This is a genomic window from Bacteroides sp. AM32-11AC (assembly GCF_003603515.1).
GTDB lineage: Bacteria > Bacteroidota > Bacteroidia > Bacteroidales > Bacteroidaceae > Bacteroides > Bacteroides uniformis.
Window position 1 is genome coordinate 242577 of the sequence record NZ_QTNH01000002.1, and the last position, 22661, is coordinate 265237.

General features: G+C 53.7%; 29 protein-coding genes. 26 read left to right on the plus strand and 3 right to left on the minus strand.

Annotated elements, in window-relative coordinates:
* The first annotated feature begins 42 nt into the window (after positions 1-42).
* From DW800_RS02895 to DW800_RS02945, 11 genes are all read left to right on the plus strand, one after another.
* On the plus strand, positions 43-417 hold the full coding sequence (locus tag DW800_RS02895; protein WP_118233191.1) for a four helix bundle protein: 375 nt from the start codon (positions 43-45) through the stop codon (positions 415-417).
* Positions 398-682 carry a DUF1566 domain-containing protein gene (locus DW800_RS02900; RefSeq protein WP_119957779.1) on the plus strand — a complete coding sequence of 95 codons (285 nt, stop codon included), beginning with the start codon at positions 398-400 and terminating at the stop codon, positions 680-682. Before DW800_RS02895 ends, DW800_RS02900 begins: the two co-directional genes overlap by 20 nt.
* Positions 683-702: 20 nt before the next feature.
* Positions 703-1965, plus strand: coding sequence for a reverse transcriptase domain-containing protein (locus DW800_RS02910; protein ID WP_243634898.1), 1263 nt, complete (start codon positions 703-705; stop codon positions 1963-1965).
* Positions 1962-2432 (plus strand): hypothetical protein, encoded by a 471-nt coding sequence (locus DW800_RS02915; protein ID WP_119957781.1) that lies wholly within the window; start codon positions 1962-1964, stop codon positions 2430-2432. The genes DW800_RS02910 and DW800_RS02915 overlap by 4 nt, the downstream gene beginning before the upstream one ends.
* Positions 2433-2444: 12 nt before the next feature.
* Positions 2445-4769: a hybrid sensor histidine kinase/response regulator gene (locus tag DW800_RS02920; RefSeq protein WP_119957782.1), complete on the plus strand. Its 2325-nt coding sequence runs from the start codon at positions 2445-2447 to the stop codon at positions 4767-4769.
* A complete protein-coding gene (locus DW800_RS02925; protein WP_119957783.1) occupies positions 4757-6067 on the plus strand; it encodes a sigma-54-dependent transcriptional regulator in 1311 nt (436 codons plus the stop codon). The genes DW800_RS02920 and DW800_RS02925 overlap by 13 nt, the downstream gene beginning before the upstream one ends.
* 298 nt (positions 6068-6365) lie before the next feature.
* On the plus strand, positions 6366-6809 hold the full coding sequence (locus DW800_RS02930) for a dihydrofolate reductase family protein (protein ID WP_243634899.1): 444 nt from the start codon (positions 6366-6368) through the stop codon (positions 6807-6809).
* Positions 6810-7040: 231 nt separating this feature from the next.
* Positions 7041-7682, plus strand: a complete 642-nt coding sequence (locus tag DW800_RS02935; RefSeq protein WP_118940884.1) for an RteC domain-containing protein — start codon at positions 7041-7043, stop codon at positions 7680-7682.
* A gap of 77 nt (positions 7683-7759) precedes the next feature.
* Complete coding sequence (locus tag DW800_RS19565; RefSeq protein WP_165859879.1) at positions 7760-7918, plus strand: hypothetical protein; 159 nt, start codon at positions 7760-7762, stop codon at positions 7916-7918.
* 2 nt (positions 7919-7920) lie between these two features.
* Positions 7921-8526, plus strand: coding sequence for a GNAT family N-acetyltransferase (locus DW800_RS02940; RefSeq protein WP_118233199.1), 606 nt, complete (start codon positions 7921-7923; stop codon positions 8524-8526).
* Positions 8527-8620: 94 nt separating this feature from the next.
* Positions 8621-9031, plus strand: a complete 411-nt coding sequence (locus DW800_RS02945) for a hypothetical protein (RefSeq protein WP_118233200.1) — start codon at positions 8621-8623, stop codon at positions 9029-9031.
* 49 nt (positions 9032-9080) lie between these two features.
* Here the strand turns inward: DW800_RS02945 and mobC are convergent, their stop codons facing one another.
* From mobC to mobA, 3 genes are read right to left on the minus strand one after another with little or no spacing between them, the layout of a single operon-like run.
* Positions 9081-11090 carry a conjugal transfer protein MobC gene (gene mobC / locus DW800_RS02950; protein WP_118940883.1) on the minus strand — a complete coding sequence of 670 codons (2010 nt, stop codon included), beginning with the start codon at positions 11088-11090 and terminating at the stop codon, positions 9081-9083.
* A 35-nt stretch (positions 11091-11125) separates the two neighbouring features.
* The gene (gene mobB / locus DW800_RS02955; protein ID WP_119957785.1) at positions 11126-12397 is read right to left on the minus strand and encodes a conjugal transfer protein MobB; all 1272 of its coding nucleotides are present in this window, start codon (positions 12395-12397) and stop codon (positions 11126-11128) included.
* Positions 12382-12816, minus strand: coding sequence for a conjugal transfer protein MobA (gene mobA / locus DW800_RS02960; protein WP_165859884.1), 435 nt, complete (start codon positions 12814-12816; stop codon positions 12382-12384). The genes mobB and mobA overlap by 16 nt, the downstream gene beginning before the upstream one ends.
* Positions 12817-12823: 7 nt before the next feature.
* Here mobA and DW800_RS20015 point away from each other — a divergent pair, with 7 nt between their 5' ends.
* The 15 genes from DW800_RS20015 to traK all read left to right on the plus strand — a co-directional run bounded on the left by DW800_RS20015 (position 12824) and on the right by traK (position 22660).
* Complete coding sequence (locus DW800_RS20015) at positions 12824-12952, plus strand: hypothetical protein (RefSeq protein WP_262703045.1); 129 nt, start codon at positions 12824-12826, stop codon at positions 12950-12952.
* Positions 12953-12989: 37 nt separating this feature from the next.
* Positions 12990-13292 (plus strand): hypothetical protein, encoded by a 303-nt coding sequence (locus DW800_RS19570; protein WP_165859880.1) that lies wholly within the window; start codon positions 12990-12992, stop codon positions 13290-13292.
* Between the two features lie 23 nt (positions 13293-13315).
* Positions 13316-13489 carry a hypothetical protein gene (locus tag DW800_RS19575; RefSeq protein ID WP_165859881.1) on the plus strand — a complete coding sequence of 58 codons (174 nt, stop codon included), beginning with the start codon at positions 13316-13318 and terminating at the stop codon, positions 13487-13489.
* A gap of 116 nt (positions 13490-13605) precedes the next feature.
* A complete protein-coding gene (locus DW800_RS02965; protein ID WP_118233203.1) occupies positions 13606-14364 on the plus strand; it encodes a ParA family protein in 759 nt (252 codons plus the stop codon).
* A gap of 5 nt (positions 14365-14369) precedes the next feature.
* Entirely contained in the window at positions 14370-14786 is a 417-nt protein-coding gene (locus DW800_RS02970; protein WP_119957786.1) for a DUF3408 domain-containing protein, read from the plus strand.
* 36 nt (positions 14787-14822) lie between these two features.
* Positions 14823-14996 carry a hypothetical protein gene (locus tag DW800_RS19580; RefSeq protein WP_165859882.1) on the plus strand — a complete coding sequence of 58 codons (174 nt, stop codon included), beginning with the start codon at positions 14823-14825 and terminating at the stop codon, positions 14994-14996.
* Positions 14990-15667, plus strand: coding sequence for a hypothetical protein (locus tag DW800_RS02975; RefSeq protein ID WP_118233205.1), 678 nt, complete (start codon positions 14990-14992; stop codon positions 15665-15667). Before DW800_RS19580 ends, DW800_RS02975 begins: the two co-directional genes overlap by 7 nt.
* Positions 15668-15847: 180 nt before the next feature.
* On the plus strand, positions 15848-16159 hold the full coding sequence (locus tag DW800_RS02980; protein ID WP_018709713.1) for a DUF4134 domain-containing protein: 312 nt from the start codon (positions 15848-15850) through the stop codon (positions 16157-16159).
* 36 nt (positions 16160-16195) lie between these two features.
* Entirely contained in the window at positions 16196-16528 is a 333-nt protein-coding gene (locus DW800_RS02985; RefSeq protein WP_018709714.1) for a DUF4133 domain-containing protein, read from the plus strand.
* Positions 16525-19041, plus strand: coding sequence for a TraG family conjugative transposon ATPase (locus DW800_RS02990; protein WP_119957787.1), 2517 nt, complete (start codon positions 16525-16527; stop codon positions 19039-19041). The genes DW800_RS02985 and DW800_RS02990 overlap by 4 nt, the downstream gene beginning before the upstream one ends.
* 43 nt (positions 19042-19084) lie before the next feature.
* On the plus strand, positions 19085-19762 hold the full coding sequence (locus DW800_RS02995; protein ID WP_118233208.1) for a hypothetical protein: 678 nt from the start codon (positions 19085-19087) through the stop codon (positions 19760-19762).
* A gap of 96 nt (positions 19763-19858) precedes the next feature.
* Positions 19859-20281, plus strand: a complete 423-nt coding sequence (locus tag DW800_RS03000) for a DUF3876 domain-containing protein (protein WP_118233209.1) — start codon at positions 19859-19861, stop codon at positions 20279-20281.
* 38 nt (positions 20282-20319) lie between these two features.
* Positions 20320-20958, plus strand: coding sequence for a DUF4141 domain-containing protein (locus tag DW800_RS03005; RefSeq protein ID WP_005650203.1), 639 nt, complete (start codon positions 20320-20322; stop codon positions 20956-20958).
* A 3-nt stretch (positions 20959-20961) separates the two neighbouring features.
* The gene (traJ, locus tag DW800_RS03010; protein WP_018709718.1) at positions 20962-21987 is read left to right on the plus strand and encodes a conjugative transposon protein TraJ; all 1026 of its coding nucleotides are present in this window, start codon (positions 20962-20964) and stop codon (positions 21985-21987) included.
* A 49-nt stretch (positions 21988-22036) separates the two neighbouring features.
* A complete protein-coding gene (gene traK / locus DW800_RS03015) occupies positions 22037-22660 on the plus strand; it encodes a conjugative transposon protein TraK (RefSeq protein ID WP_118028105.1) in 624 nt (207 codons plus the stop codon).
* The last annotated feature ends 1 nt before the right edge of the window (position 22661 follow it).

Below are 22661 nucleotides of genomic sequence, written 5' to 3' on the forward strand. Positions count from 1 at the left end.
AGTCCCGCGAAGCGGGTCGAAAAATTTAAAAAAATTGAAGCTATGGCATTATCCGAGGATTTACCCCTGTACCGGGACACTTACCGGTTGTTGAACAACCTGCTGGCGCTTACGCAGGATTTCCCGCGCTTCTTCCGTTACAGCATGGGCAGTCGCATGGTGGATTTGACTCTGGATATGCTGTCATTGATTTATAAAGCCAACAGCAGCTATGAGAAAGTGGGCATACTGACCGAATTTCTCGACCGCTACCGGATGTTGCAGATGCTCTTCCGCGTATGCGTGGAGCAGAAGGTGATAACGGAGCGGAAATACGCCTCTTTCGGGCTGCTGATGGAGAAGATAGGCAAACAGGCTACAAGCTGGAAGCAGTATAACGAACGCGGAATGAAAAAGAATGAAGAAAAAAGGCAATGATTTATCAGTCGGAATCCGGGCGGTCAAGGCTTCCCGGAGCGAACTGTTTTTAATTGAAAAAGGGCTGCCGGCAGGCTTCTCTCGTGCAGGGAAGCTCGCAAAGATAAACACAGGCAGCATCTGTTGGTCGTCCACTGAGAATTCGAACAACTCGAACAACGCGTGGAACGTGAACTTCAACAATGGCAACACGAACAACAACAATAAGAACAATACGAACGATGTGCGTGCCGTCCTCGCCTTTTCAATAAAAACTTTACGATAAACAAAAAAGAGTATTGAGATATGGTGTTACAACAAAGTCTTTTCACGGAAGAGGAACTCGGCGGCATCCCATTGGAGGATGTCTTCGAGGCATACTTCGAGTGCCGCAAGAAGAAGCGCAATACCTGCAATGCCCTTGCCTTCGAGAGCGAATACGAACGCAAGTGTGTAGAGCTGTGGCGGGAAATCAACTCCGGCACCTACCATCCTTCGCGTTCCATCGCTTTCATCATTACCAAGCCCGTGAAGCGGGAGGTCTTCGCCGCGGATTTCCGCGACCGCGTGGTGCACCACCTGATAGCCCGAAGGCTCGTTCCCTTGCTGGAAGCGCAGTTTATTGACGACAGCTACAGCACCCGCAAGGGCAAAGGCACACTGTACGGCATACTGAAGGTGGAGGAACACATCCGCCAATGCTCGGAAAACTACACCAAAAACTGCCACATCCTGAAGATAGACATCCGCTCGTTCTTCATGAAAATATCGAAGCAACGGCTGTATGACCTGACGGAGCGTCTTCTGCGGGAGCGGTACGAGGGAAACGACTTGCCGGTGCTGCTTTATCTGCTCCGGGAGACGGTGTTCAACCGACCGGAAAAGAACTGCATCCGCCGCACGCCTCCCCAAAGCTGGCGCGGATTACCAAAGGACAAAAGCCTTTTCCATTCCGACGGCACTTGCGGCCTGCCCATCGGCAACCTGACCAGCCAGTTGCTTGCCCTGAACTTTCTCGATGAACTGGACCATCTGATTACCGGAGAGTGGGGCATTGAACATTACGGCAGGTATGTGGACGACATGGTGCTGGTGCATCCGTCCAAAGAGCGTCTGCTGGCGGTCAAGGCGAATATCGCCGCATGGCTCACCGCACACGGACTGTCGCTGCACCCCCGCAAGATGTATCTGCAACATTATACGAAAGGTGTGCTGTTTGTAGGCGGCATGATACTGCCGGGAAGGAAATACCTGAGCAACCGCACGGTGGGGTTCTGCTACGATGCCATAGACCGCCTGAACCGCCTGGCGGAAAGCTCGCCCGACTATGTCCTGACACACGGGGAGGAGTTTGTCAGCACGGTCAATTCCTATCTGGGCATGATGCGGCATTTCGCCTCGTACAACCAGAGACGCAAGGTCATGACGCGCGTGGGTAAGGAATGGTGGAGGGTGGTCTGTTTTGAAGGACACATAGAGAAAGCCGTCCTGAAAAAACGGTACAGACCGGCGGAGCGGAAAAAGAGAGAGATAAGGAATGAGATTACGGAACTAAAAAAAATGACATGACCGAACAGGAACTCATCAACAAGCAAAAAGAGTACGGGGACAGCCGTTTTGCAGTGACACGCTCCGGCAAATTCTTCTGTGCCTACGGTTGCGGAGCATTTGCATTGGCGCGTGCCACCGGCTACCGCGTCATGCGCCGTCCGCGCAAAGGGGGACACTCCGTGCTGACCACCGGATTTCCGGAAAGCCGTCTGGCGAATGTACTGGAGCAGATAGCCGCCTGCGGCGGCGAGATTGTTGTTCAAGAAACAGACTGTTTCGTTTTTGCCGGCATAGACGGCAGTGAGGACGACGGGCTGGTTTCGGAGCAGAAACCGCCGAAAGAACATAAAGATACGGGGATTCGGAAGGATAAGGCAACCTTACGGGAACGGATTATGTCGTTCGACCTTTCCCGATCCACCCCGATGGAAGCAATGCTGTTTCTTGACACACTGCAAAAACAGATTAAAGAAAACACAGTCTAACAGATACCGAATATGGGAAAGAAGATGTCATTGCAACATAAAATCCTTTTCGGATACGTGGTACTGGTGGCGGTCATAGGAAGCATGGCCGCCACTTTGCTGCATGAGCGGAAACGGCTGCGTGAGATAGAAGCGGAAACGGTAAAAATCCGCTCGGTGCGCCTTGACATCAACAAGGCACACAGCCGCATCACGGGGCTTGCCATCCGGGGTGAGAGCGTAGTGGCATGGGAAGAGGCGGACTATCGCGACTACCGTCGCCACCGGCTGCTGACGGACAGCCTGCTGCAAACGCTGAAGCCCCACTGCCGGGAATATGTGCACCCCGGACAGATAGATACCCTGCGGCACCTGCTGGCGGAGAAGGAAACACACCTGCTGCGCATCATGCAGAACCTCGACCACCGGGACGAGCGCGACAGCCTGCTTGCCACCCAGCTGCCCGAAGTGGCAAAACGGGCGACAAGGGTACGCACCATACGACAAAAGAAAAAAGGCATCGCCGGGCTGTTCGGCAAGAAAGAAGAGATACGGGTCATGCCCTCCGCCGGGGAACTGCATGCCCTGAGCGACAGCCTGACCGCCATGCAGCGCAAGCAGGAGAAGGAGATGGATGCCTACGCCGACAGCTTGCGCACCCGCAACCGTACGCTGAACATACAGCTGAACCGATTGATAAACAACCTCGACGGGCAGGCACAGACCGCCTTTGCCTCACGGGAGCGGAAGATGGCAGAAGCACAGGACAACTCCATACGCCTGTTCACCGCCGCCATCTCCCTCTCCATCATCCTGCTTTTTCTGTCCTACCTAACCATACACCGGGAAATCAAGCGAAATGCAGACGAAAAAAGGAAACGGGAAGAACTGATCGGGAAATTGCAGGAAACTATCCGGCATAACGAGGAACTGACGAGGGAAAAACAAAGCATCATGCAGACCATCACCCATGAGCTGCGCTCTCCGCTGTCCGCCATACGGGGCTATGCGGAAATGATAGCGACTGATAAAGAGAGTTCCATTTGCATCCGCCATGCGAAAACCATTGGCGATACTTCCGGACGGATGGCAGGAATGATAGACACGCTGCTGAACTATTTCCGTCTGGACAGCGGAAAGGAAACCGTCTGCTCCCTGCCGTTCCGGGTAAAAAGTATAGCGGAAATACTGGAAACGGAGTTCATGCCACAGATGGAAAAGAAGCGGTTGGCATTTGAAACGGTCAATGAGGCGGACGAGGTTGTCATGGGTGACCGTAACCTGATACTCCGCATCGGCAGCAATTTGCTGTCCAATGCCTTGAAGTTTACACAAAAAGGCTCGGTCAGACTGATTACCGGATATTCGGACGGCAATTTCATGTTGGCTGTGGACGATACAGGCACAGGAATAGACAAGGGAAAGCAGAACCGGATATTCAAGCCATTCGAGCGGCTCGGCAATGCCGCCACGCAGGACGGCTTCGGGCTGGGACTCGCCATTGTAAGAAGCCTTGCTGAACTGATGGACGGCAGCATCACGGTGGAAAGCGTGCCGGGAAAAGGCAGCCGGTTCACCGTCACACTGCCGTTGGAAAAGTCGACCGAAACGGAAAGACAACCCTCTTCCTATACCGTAACGCATCATCTTTCCGGGTGTTCCGTGCTTTCCATGGACAATGACCAGATGATACTCGGTATGCTGCATGATATGTTCGAGCAAAGCGGGGTACATAATGAAACCTGCATGGACATGGGCGGACTGACTGAAAAACTGCGTGGCAGCCGCTATGACCTGCTGACCACCGACCTGAAAATGCCGGACATCAGCGGCTATGAGGTGCTGGAACTGCTCCGTTCATCCGACATCGGAAACTCGCGTACCATTCCGGTACTGGCGATAACCGGTTCGGGAAGCGTTACGGAAGAAGAACTGAAACAGGCAGGGTTTTCCGCTGTCCTGTTCAAGCCGTTTTCCATTGACGAACTGCTGGCAGTGGCTGAACAGTGTATCGGAGAAAACCGGACACGATACATTGACCTGACCCCGCTGTTTGCCTACGGAAACAAACGGCACAGACTGGAATGCCTGATAAGCGAAACGGAGAAAGAAATGGCAGGCATCAGGAAAGCCATAGACAATGCCGACAAGGATAAAATTGACGGCTGGATACACCATATCCGCAGTTCATGGATGCTGATAAGGGCAGAACAGCCGTTGCAGGAACTGTATGAGGCAATACATGAGAACCGGACAATGGAAGAAATACAGGCAAGAGCCGGGAATGTGCTCTTACAGGGAGAGAAAATCATCCGGCTTGCCAAAAAGGAGATAGAGAAAACGAAATGGGAAAAATAATAGTGATAGAAGATAATCCGGTATTCCGCGACCATGTATGCGGAATGCTGGAAAGTGAAGGCTACACGACCCGGACTGCATGCGATTGCGCCACAGCCCGCAAGTTGCTGGCGGCACTGGAAACGGACGATATAGTGCTCTCCGACCTGCGTCTGCCCGACGGGGAATGCACGTCATTGCTGGAATATATGCGTGCTTCCGGCATGAGAAACCCCTTTGTCATCATGACCGACTACGCACAGGTAGTTTCGGCTGTCAGTTCCATGAGGCTCGGAGCGGAAGATTACATTCCCAAAACACTGTTGCAGGAAAAACTGCTGCCCCGGATAAAGGAGCTGGCGCACAAAGCGGAGGCAAGGCGCAAAATTTCCATATTCGAGCGCAGGAGTACCGCATTTAGGGAGATAAACCGGCGTATCTCGCTGGTAGCCCCGACAGACATGGGCGTGCTGATACTGGGCGAGAACGGTACGGGCAAGGAACACATAGCGGAGAAGGTACACGAGCGAAGCCGGCGTGCGGGCGGACCGTTCGTAGCCGTGGACTGCGGCATGCTGACTGGAGAACTTGCCGCCTCGGAACTGTTCGGACACCGGAAAGGCTCGTTTACGGGAGCCGTGGCAGATAAGAAAGGGTGCATGGAAGAAGCGGATGGCGGTACACTGTTTTTGGACGAAGTGGGCAATCTGCCACCGGAAGTTCAGCAAAAGCTATTGCGTGCACTTCAAACAAAAAGTTACCGTCCGGTAGGAAGCAACCGGGAACGGAAAGCGGATGTCCGAATCATAGCAGCCACCAACGAGCATTTGGATAAGGCGGTGGAAGAAGGACGCTTCCGCAGAGACCTGTATCACCGGTTGAAAGAGTTTGTCATACAGGTCCCTCCGCTGCGTGAATGCCGGGAGGACATCCTGCCGCTGGCGGAGTTTTTCCGGGAGCTTGCGAACAGGGAACTGGGACGGCATACCGAAGGATTCGACAAGGAAGCGGAAAAGATACTCATGGCGCGTACATGGGCGGGAAACGTGAGGGAACTGAAACAGACCATCAGTTCTGCCGTATTGCTTACGGAAGGGAAACTGGTCACTGCCGACAAACTGGAAGCGGAAGGTAGCGCACAGGCTGGCTGCATACTGCTGCTGAAAGACGAGAATGAAGAAAAGGAACGTATCGTGCAGGCACTGGTGCAGGCAGATGGAAATAGGGAAACGACAGCCAAACTGTTAGGAATCAGTCGTACGACCTTGTATAACAAGATGAAAGAATATGGTATGATGCAGAAAAATAAGGAAAAATGAGCAAATATGAACTGAAATTGCTATATTTGCATGAACATAGGACAGAACGGCACAGACAAACATGTGTTTTGATGTGCTGATGAAAATATAGTATAGAATAAGACCGCAAGGCGTTTCAAGTGTAAATCTGGTAAATTGAAACTGAAAGAGACTAATTGCGTGATGCTTATGCTATGCCTTGGCATAGCGTGCATTCGCGTACATCTTTCAGGGGTTTTACCAGAACCCACACTTGAGGTAGCGTGAATTGCGCGCTATTTTTTATTTTACGGCTTACGGTCACAACAGAATGACCGCTATGGCAAAAGTCCGATTACTCGCCGTCCTGACAATGGACGGATGTCCGGCAGAAACAACCGCTCTGTGCGGACAATGGCTCGGTTCCGACAAGTACGGGACAGGTGCGCTGAAAGAAGACGCCATCTGTATCCTGAATGAGAACACGTCACTTACCCACCTCTCCAGTTGGACAGAAAACTCCGATGATTCATTGACCTATCTGATAGAAGCCAGCGAAAAGACGGCAGGTATCATCAACGGCATGATGCGTATGCGCCTTGTGGATGAAATCATCCTCTACCTGCTTCCCGTCATAGCGGGAAACGGCAGCAGGCTGTTTCAGGGCTCACTGCCCGAAAGCGAATGGACATGCACGGAGAGCAAACGGTGGAAAGACAACATAATACGGATAACCTATGGTCGGAAAACACCCCGCCAGCCGGTGGTTGTGTTCAAAACATGAACATTTTCAAGAGCTTCCGACGTTCAGAATGTGAACATACGTTCAGATTTTGAACAAAAAACGAGGCATGAAAGTTTGTGCCGAAAAATATTTTCTCACTCTATTTTACTGAATATCAGATGGATATTATTATTTAGCAGAAAGGCTGTTTCGACAGGAGCGGTATTTGTCCAATCATTTTATGTTATTACACTTTTAATCCAAGTGTAATAACATAAAAATGAAAGAGATATGGAATACCTCATATTGACAGAAACCGAATTTTTCGGTCTTATAAACGGGAGCGATGAAACAGCCGGTCTGAATACCGCATACAATTGTTTTGTGAAGGCGGTTGTAGAACTGATGCATGACGGCGATACGGACGGGGCGAAGATTGCGCTGGCGTATGCCGAAAACGAACTGCAATACCACCACACGCAGTATATTGCGGGTATGAGAAGCCATACCGCCCTGTTTGTCCGTAAAGCCTTGTCTTTCATACGCAAGATGCAGAAACATATCCCCTCCAACCGCCTGCAGGTGCCGCCACTATCCACAACCATCCACTCTGAATGTGAAAAGAAAAATGATATTCCTGTCAATGCCCCTTCCATGCGCTGGACGGGCAGTATGGCTGAACTGGTGGAGCTGATTTACGGGCTGGATGCCATGAAGCTGGTAAACGAGGGTGAAACGGGTATCAAGGAACTGCTGGAAGGTTTCTGCAAGGTGTTCGGCATGGAAATAAAAGAGAGCCAGTGTTACAATACCTATGCGGACATCAAGCGGCGGAAGAACGAGAGCCGCACCTATTTCTTCGACAAGGCTGCGGAGAAATTGAACCGGCGGATGCAGGAGGACGAGGAACGGGAGCGGATGCGGAAAAGATAACGAGAAAATGAGGCATGGGCGTCATAGTCTGCAAAAAATTGCTTACCTTTGCAGAAACAATTATAATACAATAGATTATGGCATTAGAAATTAAAGCAATCCCCACGCTAAAAGGCAAAGAGGCAGAGCGTTTCGTGAAGGAAGCGGACAAAGCCTACAAAAGCAAGGAGAAGACCGACTTCAGCAAGCAGGTAAAGATAGCCCGTGCCATACTGAAAAAAGCCAATATGTTGTAGGCATGGGATTCCTGTTAGACAAATGCAGTTTTTCTCCGCTTGACGAGGAAGTCATAGGCAAATGCCGTCCTTTCTCATGCGGCAATGCCGACTTGGACGACTTTTTCCGGCAGGACGCACCGCTTTACAGCCGTCAGATGCTCGGAAAGAGCTATTGTTTCCGGCTGGACGAAGACCCTTCCGTCATTGTCTGTGCATTCACGCTCTCCAATGACAGCATCCGTGTGGACATATTGCCGAACAGCAGGGAAAAGAAAGTGCAGAAAGACATCCCCCGTTCCAAGCAGATGCGGCGTTATCCGGGCGTACTGATTGGACGCTTGGGTATCAATACAGAATTTGCCCACCGTGGTATAGGCAGCGAACTGATGGAGTTCATCAAGTCATGGTTCATAGACGCAGGCAACAAGACCGGCTGCCGTTTTTTGATAGTAGATGCCTATAACGAGGAAATTCCGTTGGGATATTATCAGAAGAACGGTTTTACTTTCCTGTTCTCCACCGAAAGCCAAGAGGCGGAGAATACAGGATTTGACAAGGATACGAAACTGCGTACACGTCTGATGTACTTTGACCTGATTTCATTGGTCAATGAGCAGGAAGAATGACAAGGGGACAATTCAAATGAAAAGAAAACAAGCCTTCCATGCGAGTACGTAGGGCTATTATATACTTTTGGAAGGCATTCTATTTATAACGGGAATGGCAAAAAAGAAAAAGCGGAAACAGCACACAGCTACCGACTTACCGATAATCCTTGATTACGAAGGTGAGCCGATGTCCGTCTATGACCCGATAACCATGATGCCGTACAGTGAACCTCCCCTAACAGAAAGGACACGTTTCAAGAAACTGAACAGGGAACAGAAGGCGGCTTTCAAATCACTGGTGGTGTCAGCCATCACCTATTATTGGGAAACGGAGAAGCAGATACCTTTCGGAGAAAGTATGGCAGACATCCGACACTGGCTGACAGAAGCGTTTGCCGAAGACTATGGAATACTGCTGAAAGAAGACACCGAGTTGAAAAACTACCTGATGACCCTTGTCATTTCATCCGTCAACAAATTACTCAAGGCAGAAAGACAGATACAAGAAAAGAAAAATCCGTAACATTTCACATTGGAGTGCTACGGATTTTCCTTTTTTCGCTTGCGGCGTGTTACTTGTTCTGCAAGAGGTATTGCAGTTCCGGGTCGGACTGGATGCGCTGCAACTCGTCGGCGACAATCTGCCGCACTTCGGCACGGATGCGGTTGTAGTTCTCTTGAATCATCTCCTTCATGCGGTCGTTGCCGTCGGTATCGGTAAAGTCCGTGATGACGGGAATAGGCTTGTAAGCCTGTTCCTCACGCTTGACCTTCTCGGCATCCACCACAATCTCGCAATGGAAAATCTTCTGCTCGATACGCTCGTTGAAGTTGTCGGCGACCGCCCCGACGAACATGCCCTGCGTGAGCGTGGAAATCTTGCTCGCCGGGATAAGGCTCTCCATCTGCGTGTTGATGGAGGTGGACTTGTCCTCGCGGTTAATGGTGATGCTCTGCCGCTTCTGCAAGATTTTACCGAAACGTTCGGACAGGGTCTTGGCGGTCTCGCCGACCACCTGCCCGGAGAAAACGTTGCCGACGGTGTTCATTACCACGGCGGCTTCCTTGTCGCCGTAGTCGCGCTTGAGCTGGGAGAAGTCCTGAAAACCCAGCAGAGTGGAAACCTTGTTGCTCCGGGCGGTGGCAATCAGGTTGTCCAGACCCTTGAAGTAAATCGTGGGCAGCTCGTCTATGATAATGGAGGACTTGAGCCTGCCCTTCTTGTTCACGAGCTTGACGATGCGCGAGTTGTACAGCCCCAACGCCGCCCCGTAGATGTTCTGGCGGTCGGGATTGTTGCCCACGCAAAGGATTTTCGGCTCGTCGGGGTTGTTTATGTCGAGCGTGAACTCGCTGTCGGACATGACCCAGTAGAGCTGCGGGGAAATCATGCGCGAGAGCGGAATCTTCGCCGAGGCTATCTGTCCGGCGAGCTGTTCCATCGCTCCGCCCTGCCATGCGTCCATGAACGGGGAAAGGTAGTTCTCCAGTTCGGGGTAGCTGGTCAGAATGGGAAACACGTCCTCGTAACGGCGGTTGAGCAGTTCGATGGCATGGGGAAAGGTGCAGTATTTCCCGTCCTGATAGATGCGCAAAAACCAAATCACTGCGGCGAACAGGATAATCGGACTCTCTACAAAAAAATCGCCTTGTTTTTGCACCCAAGTCTTATTCAAATTGAGCATAATGGTATAGGCACTTTCGTAGGCATCGGTGATGTCCTCCATGAAATCCGGGTGTATGGGATTACAGCGGTGCGAGCGGCGCGGGTCATCGAAGTTGATTACATAGAACTTCGGCTTGACCTTGTACCCGTCCGGATAATTCAACAGATGGTTGTAGGCGATGGTGGAAAGGTCGGGATATTTAAAGTCATAGATATATTGACTAAAACCTTTCTCAATCTGCTGCTTTATGAAGGAATTTACCACGGCATACGACTTGCCGCTGCCCGGCGTGCCCAGCACGATGGAAGCACGGAACGGGTTTACCACGTTGATAAATCCGTCGTTCCACTTCTTCTTATAGTAAAAGCGGGTAGGCAGATTGACTGAATACTCGTTCTCCATGAGGCGGGTTTCCTGCATGAAACTCTCATTCTCTACATTGAACACGTCTTCCATGAGGTTGGTACGCAAGAGGCGGCTCATCCATGTGCCCGCCATGAGCAGGCAGACATAGCCCGCCGCCATCGAAGCGGTGTAGAAACCGGCGACCGCCTCCACCGGGAGCGGCAGGGACAATATCCACCAGTTAAGAAAAAACAGCACAAGCCCGGCGGCAAGCACCGTCCAAATCCTGCGCCAAGTGATTTTCTCCTCCTTGACGCCCTTCGTGCCGAGGCACGAGAGCGCGAGCAGCAGAAGGGCAAAGAACTTTGTGTAGAGGATATGATGGAACAGCCCTGCGGTGCGGTCGAAGTTCATCAGCACCCTGTCCATGACACCGATGTCGATGCCCCACAGCCTTACGGCTTCATAACAATACCAGTAGAGGTGGATGACCACCAGAATAATGCTCACGGCACGGAGAAAGTCCATGATTTTCGCCAGTGCCCTCAAATCGTCTTCCTGTTGTGACATAATCTGTTTCTGTTTTTAAGTTGTTGGTAAATAAATCATAACCCCAGCCCCTTGCGGCGTTTCTTCCGTCTGCGTTTGAGGTCACGCTCGAAAGCGGCTTCCTCCGCCTGTGCGCCCGAAGTGTCGCCACCGAGCAAGCCCAAGCCGGAGGAATATCCCCCATCGTGCTCCACGACGTGACGGTCTTCGGACTGCTGCCCATCCACCGTAACAGTAAAAGGCATGGGCGGAGTACCGGCATAAGGCAGGGTGAAATGTTCCTGCAAGGCATTGGCAGAAAACTCCCTGCCCAAGCGCGAGCCGTTGAGAACGCAGCCCGTGCGGTGGTCGATGAAGGTTGCCCCGTAGATGCGGCCTTCTTCGGTATGACGGAATACCACATCCACACCTTTCGCTTTGAGCAGGGCGACAAACTCCTCGCGGCGGTACGTCCGGGCAAGGGCGGCGGCGACGGTCTTGCGGGTTATCTCCGCCAGACGCTTGTCTCGGATTTGCCCTTTGGAAAATTCAAACCTGCGCTGCACGGCTTCATAGCCGACGGACTTGCCGATACGGGAGGCCTTGAAAGGGTTACCGGTCTTGTTGCCGGCATCATCAGTGGCGGACGAGTTGTTGAGCGATAGCGGAAAATAGACCAGCCCGTGATACTCGCGTCCGTCCACCATGCCGTGCGCTTCCTCCACCGTGACGTTATAGAGCGAGAGCAGGGCGCGGTATTCGCCCATCGTCTGGAACTTGTAGGTTGCCATGACCGCCTTGGCTACATTCGATACCTGCCGCTTCACGTCGCCCTGCGATGTGTCCACCCTGCGGAGCGGATTGTCGGTACGGTACTGCCTGCGGTCAGCCGGGTGCAGCCCGTACTTCTTTTCCAGCTCGGAGGTGATGCGCTTGCTGCGCCGGTGGATGAAGTCACGGTTAAGCCACCTGCCGTTTTCGTCCACATTGACGGAGACGATGTGCAGGTGGTGGCGGCTGATGTCCTCGTGCTTGAATACAAGATACGGCTGGTCGCCGTAACCCAGCCTGTCAAGATACTCGCGTGCGAGCTGTTCCAGCTCCGTGTCGGTCAGGCGGTCGTCGGGATGCGGATTGAGCGAAATATGGATGACCTTGTTGCGTGTGCGCACCTGCTCCGGCATGAACCGCTTGAAATCCCGCTCGGCACGTGCCACGTCCACCCGTCCGCTGCCGTCGTCAAAGACCCTGTTCACGGCAAGGAGCCTGCCTTCGCCCTCGTTCACCTTCAGACCGTTGTAGGCGAGTGCGCCGTACAACGATGTTCCCATGCTTATCTTCGCGACCATCTCTCCTCAAACTCTCTTGAAAGTTCCACGACCTGCCGCGTCAGAGCGACCAGTTCCTCCGTGCATTTTTCCAGACGGTAGAGCAATGCCATCGCCTTCTTTTCCGAGAAATGGCAGCGAAGCTCCCTGACCGTCTGGTTGTAGTTGTTGCCGACCATGCGGTACTGCGCATGGAAAGCGGAAAGCTTCGTGCAGTAGTCCAGCAGCGTCCTGTCCGTGACCAGCACACGGAAGGGCTGTCCGAAGAAGTGCGCTTTCAGGAACACCGCCCTCGCGTACACGCCGGATTTCTCATACATGGCAAGAAACTTCTGCCATTCCTCATTGTCGAAGCGCACCATCACGCAGTGCGACTTGCGGCTCTCTTTCGGATGCCGCCCCCATTTGGGCATTTCATCCACGTTCTTTTTCCTGTTCATCTTTATTATGGATTTAGTGGTTCGTTTCACGGCACAAGCGCAGCTTCCGGCACGCATACCGCAGGTAGGAAACAGGCTTCCCGACTTCGGAGGGGAAGCCCGCCCCCGCAAGGGGCAAGGTCGTTTCCGGGAGTAACCGGAAACCCTTTGAGTTACTCAAAGGACACCTTGCTGTGTCTTTAAGGACACAAGAATCCGTACACGACGGATTGGGGATAGACCTGCCTGTTACCAACCCCAAAGGTATCGGGCGACCGATACCTCCCAGCTGCCCAAAAGAGAGACGGAACTGGGGTGCGGTGTGCGCATCGGGACCGTTGCCCTGCCGCTTGGGTGCAAAGATACGGGGTAAAAACGCACCGGAAAGGGGCCGGACAACGCCACAAGCTACCGGAACAACGCCAAATGCTGCCACGCAAGGGGGAAACGATACAGACCGGCGGATTTGTATATTCCTTTGCGGACAGAAACGATGAAGCAACAAGGCAAATAAATGAACATGGATGGAAACAGACATTTGAAAAGGCAAGTCCGCACGGACGGACAGACACACCGCTCCGCTGATGTACTGACATACATACGTACTGATGCATTGACATACATACGTGCTGACGTATTGACGTATCGGCGTACGACAGCACACCGGTGGGGAACCAAACCAAGACCTCCGTAAAAATGCGGGTATGCAAGAAAGTGCGTCTGCGCATATATGAGGAAGCGGAGAAACGAACAGGCGGGGAGACACACCGCCACAGTCATAAACCAACAACGATTAAAACATACAGAAAAATGAACAAGGAAACATTCGTTGCATTCGCAACACAGAAAGGCGGGGTCGGCAAATCGACCGTCACCGCGCTCGTAGCCAACTATATCCACAACGTGATGGGGATTGACGTCGCCGTGATAGACTGCGACGAACCGCAGCACAGCATCGCCGGGCTGCGCGACAAGGAAACGGCACTCATCGAAAAGAACGACAGCCTGAAGGCCGTCGCTTATGAACATTTCCGCAAATCTGGACGCAAGGGATTCCCCATTGTCCGAAGCAACGCCGTGCAAGCGTTGGACGATGCGGACAGCCTGCTCTCGGAGAAAGGGTACCGGCCGGAAATCGTGTTCTTCGACCTGCCGGGCACGCTGAAAAGCGACGGGGTGATAAAGACGCTGTCGCAGATGGACTACATCTTCACGCCCGTCAGCGCCGACCGCTTCGTGGTGGAAAGCGCGTTGCAGTTCGTGATGATGTTCAACGACAACCTCGTCACCACCGGGCTTGCCAAGACAAAGGACATCTCCCTATTCTGGACGATGGTGGACGGACGGGAGAAAACCGGGCTGTACGACCTGTACGGCAAACTGTTCGCCGAAAACAACTTCCGTGTCCTTGACACGAGGCTGCCCGACAGCAAGCGTTTCCGCCGCGAGCCGTCGGACGACCGCAAGTCGGTCTTCCGCTCGACCATCCTGCCGCCGGACACCTCCATGCTTAAAGGAAGCCGTATCCGCGAGCTGTCGGAAGAGATATGTTCCATCATCAACGGGTGAATCTTATGGCAAGCCGAAAGCTGAATACGGAGAGCATAGACGAGAGCCTGCTGCTTGCCTCCATAGGAAAATCCCGTCAGATGGGCGGACCTCCGGCAAGGGAAGGAACGGACGAACCCGATGCCGGCAACGCACCGGAAGATGCGGTACAGCCCACGGAAGCGAGAGCACGGAGCGAACCCGCAAAAAGAAAGAAGCCAGACTACGGCTCGACCTTTCTCAAACGGAACGAGGTGAAACTCCGGCACTGCGTGTACATCAGCAAGGAGGCGCACAGCATCGTTTCCAAGATAGTGAACACCATCGCCGACAAGGAAATAACCGTGGGCGGCTACATCGACACGGTGCTGATGCGCCACTTTGAGGAGAACAAGGACGAAATCAACGACCTGTACCGCCGCAACAGGGACAACCTGATTTGAAGAAGACATTGTATCACATAAAAAAGTAAAGACGAAATGAAACTGAACATCCACATTTTCAGAAGAAAGCAGAGAGAGGAAGCCTATAAGGGCAAGTACCACAAGCCGGAAGGCACCGAACACCTTGCACGCCACGGTACGGAGCAGGAAAAACTATGCAGGGAGAAAAGCCACGATGTTGTCGAACAGATAACGATAAGCCGATGGTGACGCTGCTGTTAATCCTGATGATGGCGTGCAACCTGTGGATTCTGTTCTACCTGACATGGGAACGCAAGGAGGCACGGAAGGCGGACAACAGGGAGGATGCCGGAAATGCGCATCAAAGACCGCCGGACGAGATTATGGGCAAGAGCAGGTTCAGGATGCCGGAAACGAAGCCACAAACTACCACTCCGACGCCAAATGCTGCCACGGAAATGCAAAGCGAGGCGGTGGACGAGAAGGACGTTACCTTTGCCGACGAAATGGAAACCTCCGGCAGCCACTCGGTGGAAACAAAGCCCTCGCGCCAAGTGCCCGATGAAGAACTGGACGAGGTTTTCAGGGATAACCGCGTCCACGACACGGACGGGGAGTTTGACGGGGAGCAGCCACAGGCAGGCGGAAATACCTTTGACGAAATCGACCGTGCGGCAAGGGCGGTGAAGGACCCGAAAGCAGGGAAAGCCGACATCCTACAGGCAGGCAAGGTATTCCACGAGCTGGAAGGAACGGAGTTCTACGACATGTTCCGGCGCAACAATGCCCGGTACGAGGCAAGGGTGTCTGAAATGGTGGAAACCTATCTTGCAAGCATCCGGCCCGCAGAGAAGAAAACAAGGATGAAAGCGGCTGTATGGAAGGAATACGAGAACTTCAACATCCGCGACTATGTATAACACTGTAAAAAAACGTAACGAAGATGCGAAAAAAGAAAATTGACTACGGCTGAAATCCCGGCCAGCCACCGAATCCACTAAATCCACAAGCCGGCTTTATCCGAAGCCGCAAAAATTAAAGAAAAGTATCAACCGCCGAAGGGAATATCCCGCCCGGAGGCATAAAAACAAGAAAAGATTATGACAGAAACATCGAAGAAAAAACAAATCATTCTGGCAGTCCTTCTGACGGCTGCAAACATTTCCGCCTTTGCACAGGGCAACGGCATGGCGGGCATCACGGAGGCAACCAATCTTGTGACCTCGTATTTCGACCCGGCGACAAAGCTCATCTATGCCATCGGCGCGGTAGTGGGACTCATAGGAGGCATCAAGGTCTATGGCAAGTTCTCGTCCGGTGATCCGGACACGAGCAAGACCGCCGCAAGCTGGTTCGGAGCCTGTATCTTCCTGATTGTAAGCGCAACCATCCTGCGCTCGTTCTTCCTCTAAACAGGCGTTTCCCATATATAATAAGATAAAAGGACAATGGCTGAATACCCGGTAAACAAGGGCATCGGTCGTCCGGTGGAGTTCAAGGGGCTGAAGGCGCAGTACCTGTTCGTGTTTGCGGGCGGGCTGCTTGCCGCCTTCCTCCTGTTTGTCATCCTGTACATGGCGGGCGTGAGCCAGTGGGTCTGCATCGGCCTGGGAGTCACGGCGGCTTCCGCCGTGGTGTGGCTCACGTTCCGGCTGAACGCGAAGTACGGCCAGCACGGGCTGATGAAGCTGGGCGCTGCACGGATGCGCCCGCGCTACCTGCTCCACCGCAGACGGGTGTCCCATCTGTTGAGACGAAAAAGGAAAGGAAGGAAAGAATGAGAAACGTAATGAAAGCCACCACACTGGAGAGCCGGTTCCCGCTGCTGGCGGTGGAACACGGGTGCATCATCTCGAAGGATGCAGACATCACCGCAGCCTTCGAGGTGGAGCTGCCGGAGGTCTATACCGTAACGGCGGAGGAATACGAGAGTATCCATGCCACGTGGTGCAAGGCAATCAAGGTACTGCCCGACCACTCGGTACTGCACAAGCAGGACTGGTACATGAAGGAGCTGTACCGCCCCGACTGGGAGAAGGAAGGTACGGGCTTCCTGGCACGGAGCAACGGGATGCACTTCAACGAGCGCCCGTATCTGAGCCACAGGAGCTACCTGTTCCTGACCAAGACGACGAAGGAACGCATGAGGCGGCAGAGCAACTGGAGCACGCTGTGCCGCGGACATATCATCCCGAAGGAGATACAGGACAGGGAGACGGCGGTGAAGTTCATGGAGGCGGTGGAACAGTTCGCCCGCATCCTGAACGATTCGGGACACGTCCGCCTGCGCCGCCTGAGGGACGATGAGATTACGGGAACGGAAAAGGAAACGGGTATCATAGGCAGATACCTGGCACTGACGACGGATGATACGGCGTGTCTGGAAGACATAGCCATGAGCGCGGAGGAGATGCGCATCGGCGACAAGCGCCTGTGCCTGCACACGCTGTCGGACACGGAAGACCTGCCGGCTGCGGTAGCCACGGACAGCCGTTACGAACGGCTCTCGACCGACCGCTCGGACTGCCGCCTGTCGTTTGCCGCCCCGCTGGGACTGCTGCTTCCCTGCAACCATATCTACAACCAGTATGTGTTTGTCGGCAACAGCGACGAGGAGCTGCGCCGCTTCGAGAAGTCGGCAAGGAACATGCAGTCGCTCTCGCGCTACAGCCGCCAGAACGCCATCAACTGCGAGTGGATAGAGGAATATCTGAACGAAGCCCACTCACAGGGGCTGAAGTCAGTCCGCGCCCACTTCAACGTGATGGCGTGGAGCGACGACACGGAGGAGCTGAAACGGATAAGGAACGACGTGGGGAGCCAGCTGGCCTCGATGGGATGCGTGCCCCGCCACAACACGACGGACTGCCCGACACTGTTCTGGGCGGGCATACCGGGCAATGCGGCGGACTTCCCGGCAGAGGAATCGTTCCACACGTTTGTCGAGCAGGCGGTATGCCTGTTCGCCGGAGAGACCAACTACCGGGACTCGCCCTCGGCTTTCGGCATCCGCATGGCAGACCGTATCAGCGGCAAGCCGCTGCATATCGACATATCCGACCTGCCGATGAAGCGCGGCATCACGACCAACCGCAACAAGTTCGTGCTGGGACCGAGCGGAAGCGGCAAGTCGTTCTTCATGAACCACTTGGTCAGACAGTATTACGAGCAGGGCACGCACGTGGTACTGGTGGACACGGGAAACTCCTATCAGGGACTGTGCGAGATGATACACCGCCGCACGCACGGAAAGGACGGCATCTACTTCACCTATACGGAGGAGAAGCCCATCTCGTTCAACCCGTTCTATACGGATGACGGGGTGTTCGACGTGGAGAAAAAGGACAGCATCAAGACGCTGCTGCTGACGCTGTGGAAAAGCGAGAACGAACCCGCCACGAAAACGGAATCGGCGGAGCTGGGAAGTGCGGTAAATGCCTATATCCTGAAAATCCAGCAGGACAGTAACATCGTGCCGTCGTTCAACACGTTCTACGAGTACCTGCGGGACGTGTACCGCAAGGAAATGGAGGAGCGCTACATCAAGGTGGAGAAGTCGGACTTCAACATCGACAACCTGCTGACCACGCTCCGGCAGTATTACCGGGGCGGACGCTACGATTTCCTGCTCAACTCGGTGGAGAACATCGACCTGCTGCACAAGCGGTTCGTGGTCTTCGAAATTGATGCGGTGAAGGACAACGCCGAGCTTTTCCCGGTGGTGACGATTATCATCATGGAGGCTTTCATAAACAAGATGCGCCGGCTGAAAGGCGTAAGGAAACAGCTGATTGTGGAAGAGGCATGGAAAGCCCTTTCTTCGGCAAACATGGCTGATTACCTGCGCTATATGTACAAGACGGTGAGAAAGTATTTCGGGGAGGCAATCGTGGTGACGCAGGAGGTGGACGACATCATCAGCTCGCCCATCGTGAAGGAGAGCATCATCAACAACTCGGACTGCAAGATACTGCTTGACCAGAGAAAATACATGAACCGCTTTGACCAGATACAGTCGCTCCTGGGTCTGACGGAAAAGGAGAAGTCGCAGATACTCTCCATCAACCAGTCCAATGACCCGTCGAGGCGGTACAAGGAGGTCTGGATCGGACTTGGCGGCACGCACTCGGCGGTGTATGCCACGGAGGTGTCGATGCACGAGTACCTTGCCTACACGACGGAGGAAACGGAGAAGATGGAAGTACGCGAACTGGCGGAGAAACCGGGAGGCGACATGGAAGCTGCCATCCGTCAGGTGGCGGAGCGACGGCTGGAGGAACGGACGGGACAGTGAACCGGCAGGAAATATACAGTAAATGAAAAATAAAAAATGATTTATGAACCAACAGACTGACAACATGTACATTGATGACCGATACAGCGATGAAGCGCTGCGGAAACGGGAGGAAATCCGGGAGCATATCTCATGGTTCCGTGAGTTCCTGACATTCGGGACTTCGCTACCGGAACATATCAGAAGGCGATACGGACTGGAAGAAGACTACCAGCGGTACAAGAAACTGGAAATACAGGTTCACCGGATGCCTGCTGAACCGGACTGCAGGGGATATGGGAAGGAGCAGCGTATGAAAGAACTGTGCGAGGCAGGAAGAGCCAAGGGAAAAATCACTCTTGCGGTGGAAAAGGCTTACGAAAGCATCTGCCCCGTTCCGGCACGGGACTATCTGGAAGAAAAATATCAGGAACTGCTCTATCTGAGAGGTATGGTGTACCGGAAAGACTATGACGACCCGATGTGGTACAAGCCGGAAATCCTGAACAAATACGGCATTGACCACAAGGGACCGCGCGAAACGGTGCTCAAGCAGGTGGAAAAGGCATACCGGGAACTGGATGCCCGATTCTGCCGGATGACGGGCAAGAAGCCGGATGCGGACGAGCTGTTCGGCAAGCCCGCAGTACGGCAGTCGGTACCTGCACAGAAGGAGGCACCGGAGAATGGCGCAAGGGAAAACCGCATGTGCAGGCGTAAAGGCAGAAGACCGGGATTCTGACGGAAAAGGAAACCGGGCGGACTCCGGCTACGGAAAAGACGAAAAGAAAAAAGGATTGAAAAAAATGAAAGAACGAAACTTAAAGAAGACAAGAAAATGAACATCAAACTGACAAAGACCGAAAGGCTGCTGCTGTGCGGCGGTCTGATAGGCATGGCATCGCTGATGCTGCAAGCCTGTGATATAATGGCAAAAGAAGACGGCGACACCCGCGACAGAATCTGCGGAAACTGGGAAAACGCGGAAGCCGGTCCAGACATACTGGTGTACAGGGAGGGAGAATCATATAAGGTGACACTGTTCAGACGCAAGGGCGTACGCCGCGTACTGAGACCGGAAACCTATCTGCTGCAGAGGGAGGAGAACGGCAACCTGTATATGAACACGGGGTTCCGCATTGACGTGGCATACAACGAGGAGACGGATGTGCTGACATTTTCGCCGGGCGGTGACTATGTCCGGGTGAACACGGATGCAGGTGACGGCGAAAAGACAAAGGAGAAAGAGAATATGCAATAGCAACTTAACGAACCACTAAATCCCAAAAAAGAATGAGAATGAGACAGAAACTGAAAATACCGCTGATTGCGGTCTGCCTGTGCCTTGCGGGGACAGGCGGGGCAAATGCCCAATGGGTGGTGTCCGACCCCGGAAATCTTGCGCAGAGCATCATCAACTCCGCCAAGGAGATGGTGGAGACAGCCGGGACGAAGGCAAACACCCTGAACGGCTTTCTGGAAACGAAGAAGGTGTTCGAGCAGGGAAAGGCGTATTACGACGCACTGAAATCAGTGCACGACGTGGTAAAGGGCGGCGCGAAGGTGGCGAAAAGCATCTCTCTGGTAATGGAAATATCGGAAATCTATGTGGACAACTACCAGAAGATGCTTTCGGACGAGAACTACACGCCGGAGGAGCTTGCCGCCATCTCGTCGGGCTATGCGATGCTGATAGACGAAAGCTCGGACGTGCTGCAGGACCTGAAGAATGTGGTGAACGTGACGGGCATGTCACTGACGGATGCGGAAAGGCTCGCCATCATAGACAATGCCTACCGCAGCCTGATGAACTACCGCAACCTCGTGCGCTACTACACGAACAAGACCATATCGGTGTCGTACCTGCGGGCGAGAAAGAAGAACGACATGGACCGGGTGATGGCACTCTACGGGAACTCCAACGAAAAATACTGGTAGCCTATGGGAGAGTTTGACAACCTGCACCAGATACTCCTCTCGCTGTATGAGGAGATGATGCCGCTCTGCTCGGACATGGCAGGAGTGGCAAAGGGGCTTGCCGGACTGGGCGCCCTGTTCTATGTGGCGGTGCGCGTGTGGCAGTCGCTCGCCCGTGCCGAGGCGATAGACGTGTACCCGCTGCTGCGGCCGTTTGCCATCGGACTGTGCATCCTCTTCTTCCCGACCATCGTGCTGGGAACGATGAACTCCGTACTGGGAGTAATCGTACAGGGGACACACTCGATACTGGAGGAACAGACCTTTGACATGGAGAAGTACAGGGAACAGAAAGACAAGCTGGAATACGAGGCGATGATGCGCAACCCGGAGACCGCCTATCTCGCCTCGGACGAGGAGTTCGACCGCCAGATAGACGAGCTGGGCTGGTCGCCGTCGGACATGATCACCATGACGGGCATGTACATGGACCGTGCGGCGTACAACATCAAGAAGAGCGTGCGTGACTGGTTCCGCGAACTGCTGGAGCTGATGTTCGCAGCTGCCGCCCTTGTCATCGACACGCTCAGGACGTTCTTCCTGGTGGTGCTGTCGATATTGGGACCCGTCGCCTTCGCCTTCTCGGTATGGGACGGCTTCCACTCCACGCTTTCGGCATGGTTCAGCCGCTACATACAGATTTACCTGTGGCTGCCCGTCTCCGACCTGTTCAGCACGATACTGGCGAAGATACAGATACTGATGCTCCAGAATGACATCGAGGCGATGCAGGCAGACCCGAACTTCTCGGTAGAGGCGAGCAACGGGGTGTACATCGTGTTCCTCGTTATCGGCATCGTGGGATACTTCACCATCCCGACGGTAGCCGGATGGATAATCCAGGCCGGTGGCGGAGTGGGCAGCTACAACAAGAACATCGGTACTGCGGGCGCCCTTGGCGGCAGTCTGGCAGGTGCGGCAGCCGGAAACGTGGCGGGACGCACGGGCAAGTTTATCAGAAAACAGGCCGGACGGCTGCTGAAAAGGTAACAGCCGGAGAACCGGAAAATGATTTTACAAACCATAAAAAACAGAAAGAATGGAGTTCAAGAGTCTGAATAACATAGAAACTAGTTTCCGGCAGATACGTCTGTTCGGAATCATCTACACGGCGGTATGTGCCGCCATCGTCCTCTGCTCGGTGGTATGCGCCTTCCGCTTCGCCGAAGCGCAGAGGCAGAAGATATACGTACTTGACGGGGGAAAGAGCCTGATGCTCGCCCTCTCGCAGGACCTGTCGCAGAACCGTCCGGCGGAAGCGAGGGAGCATGTGCGCCGCTTCCACGAGCTGTTCTTCACCCTCTCGCCGGAGAAAAGCGCAATCGAGCACAACGTGAAGCGTGCGCTGCTGCTGGCGGACAGAAGCGCGTACAACTACTACGCCGACTTTGCGGAAAAGGGATTCTACAACCGCATCATCGCGGGGAACATCAACCAGGTGCTCCAGGTGGACAGCGTGGTCTGCAACTTCGACCACTATCCCTATGAGGCACGCACCTACGCAAGGCAGATGATCATCAGGGAAAGCAACGTGACGGAGCGCACGCTGGTAACGACCTGCCGGCTGCTCAACGCAAGCCGCTCGGACGACAATCCGAACGGGTTCACCATAGAGGGATTCACGATACTGGAGAACAGGGACATCAGAAGCATGGAGAGATAGG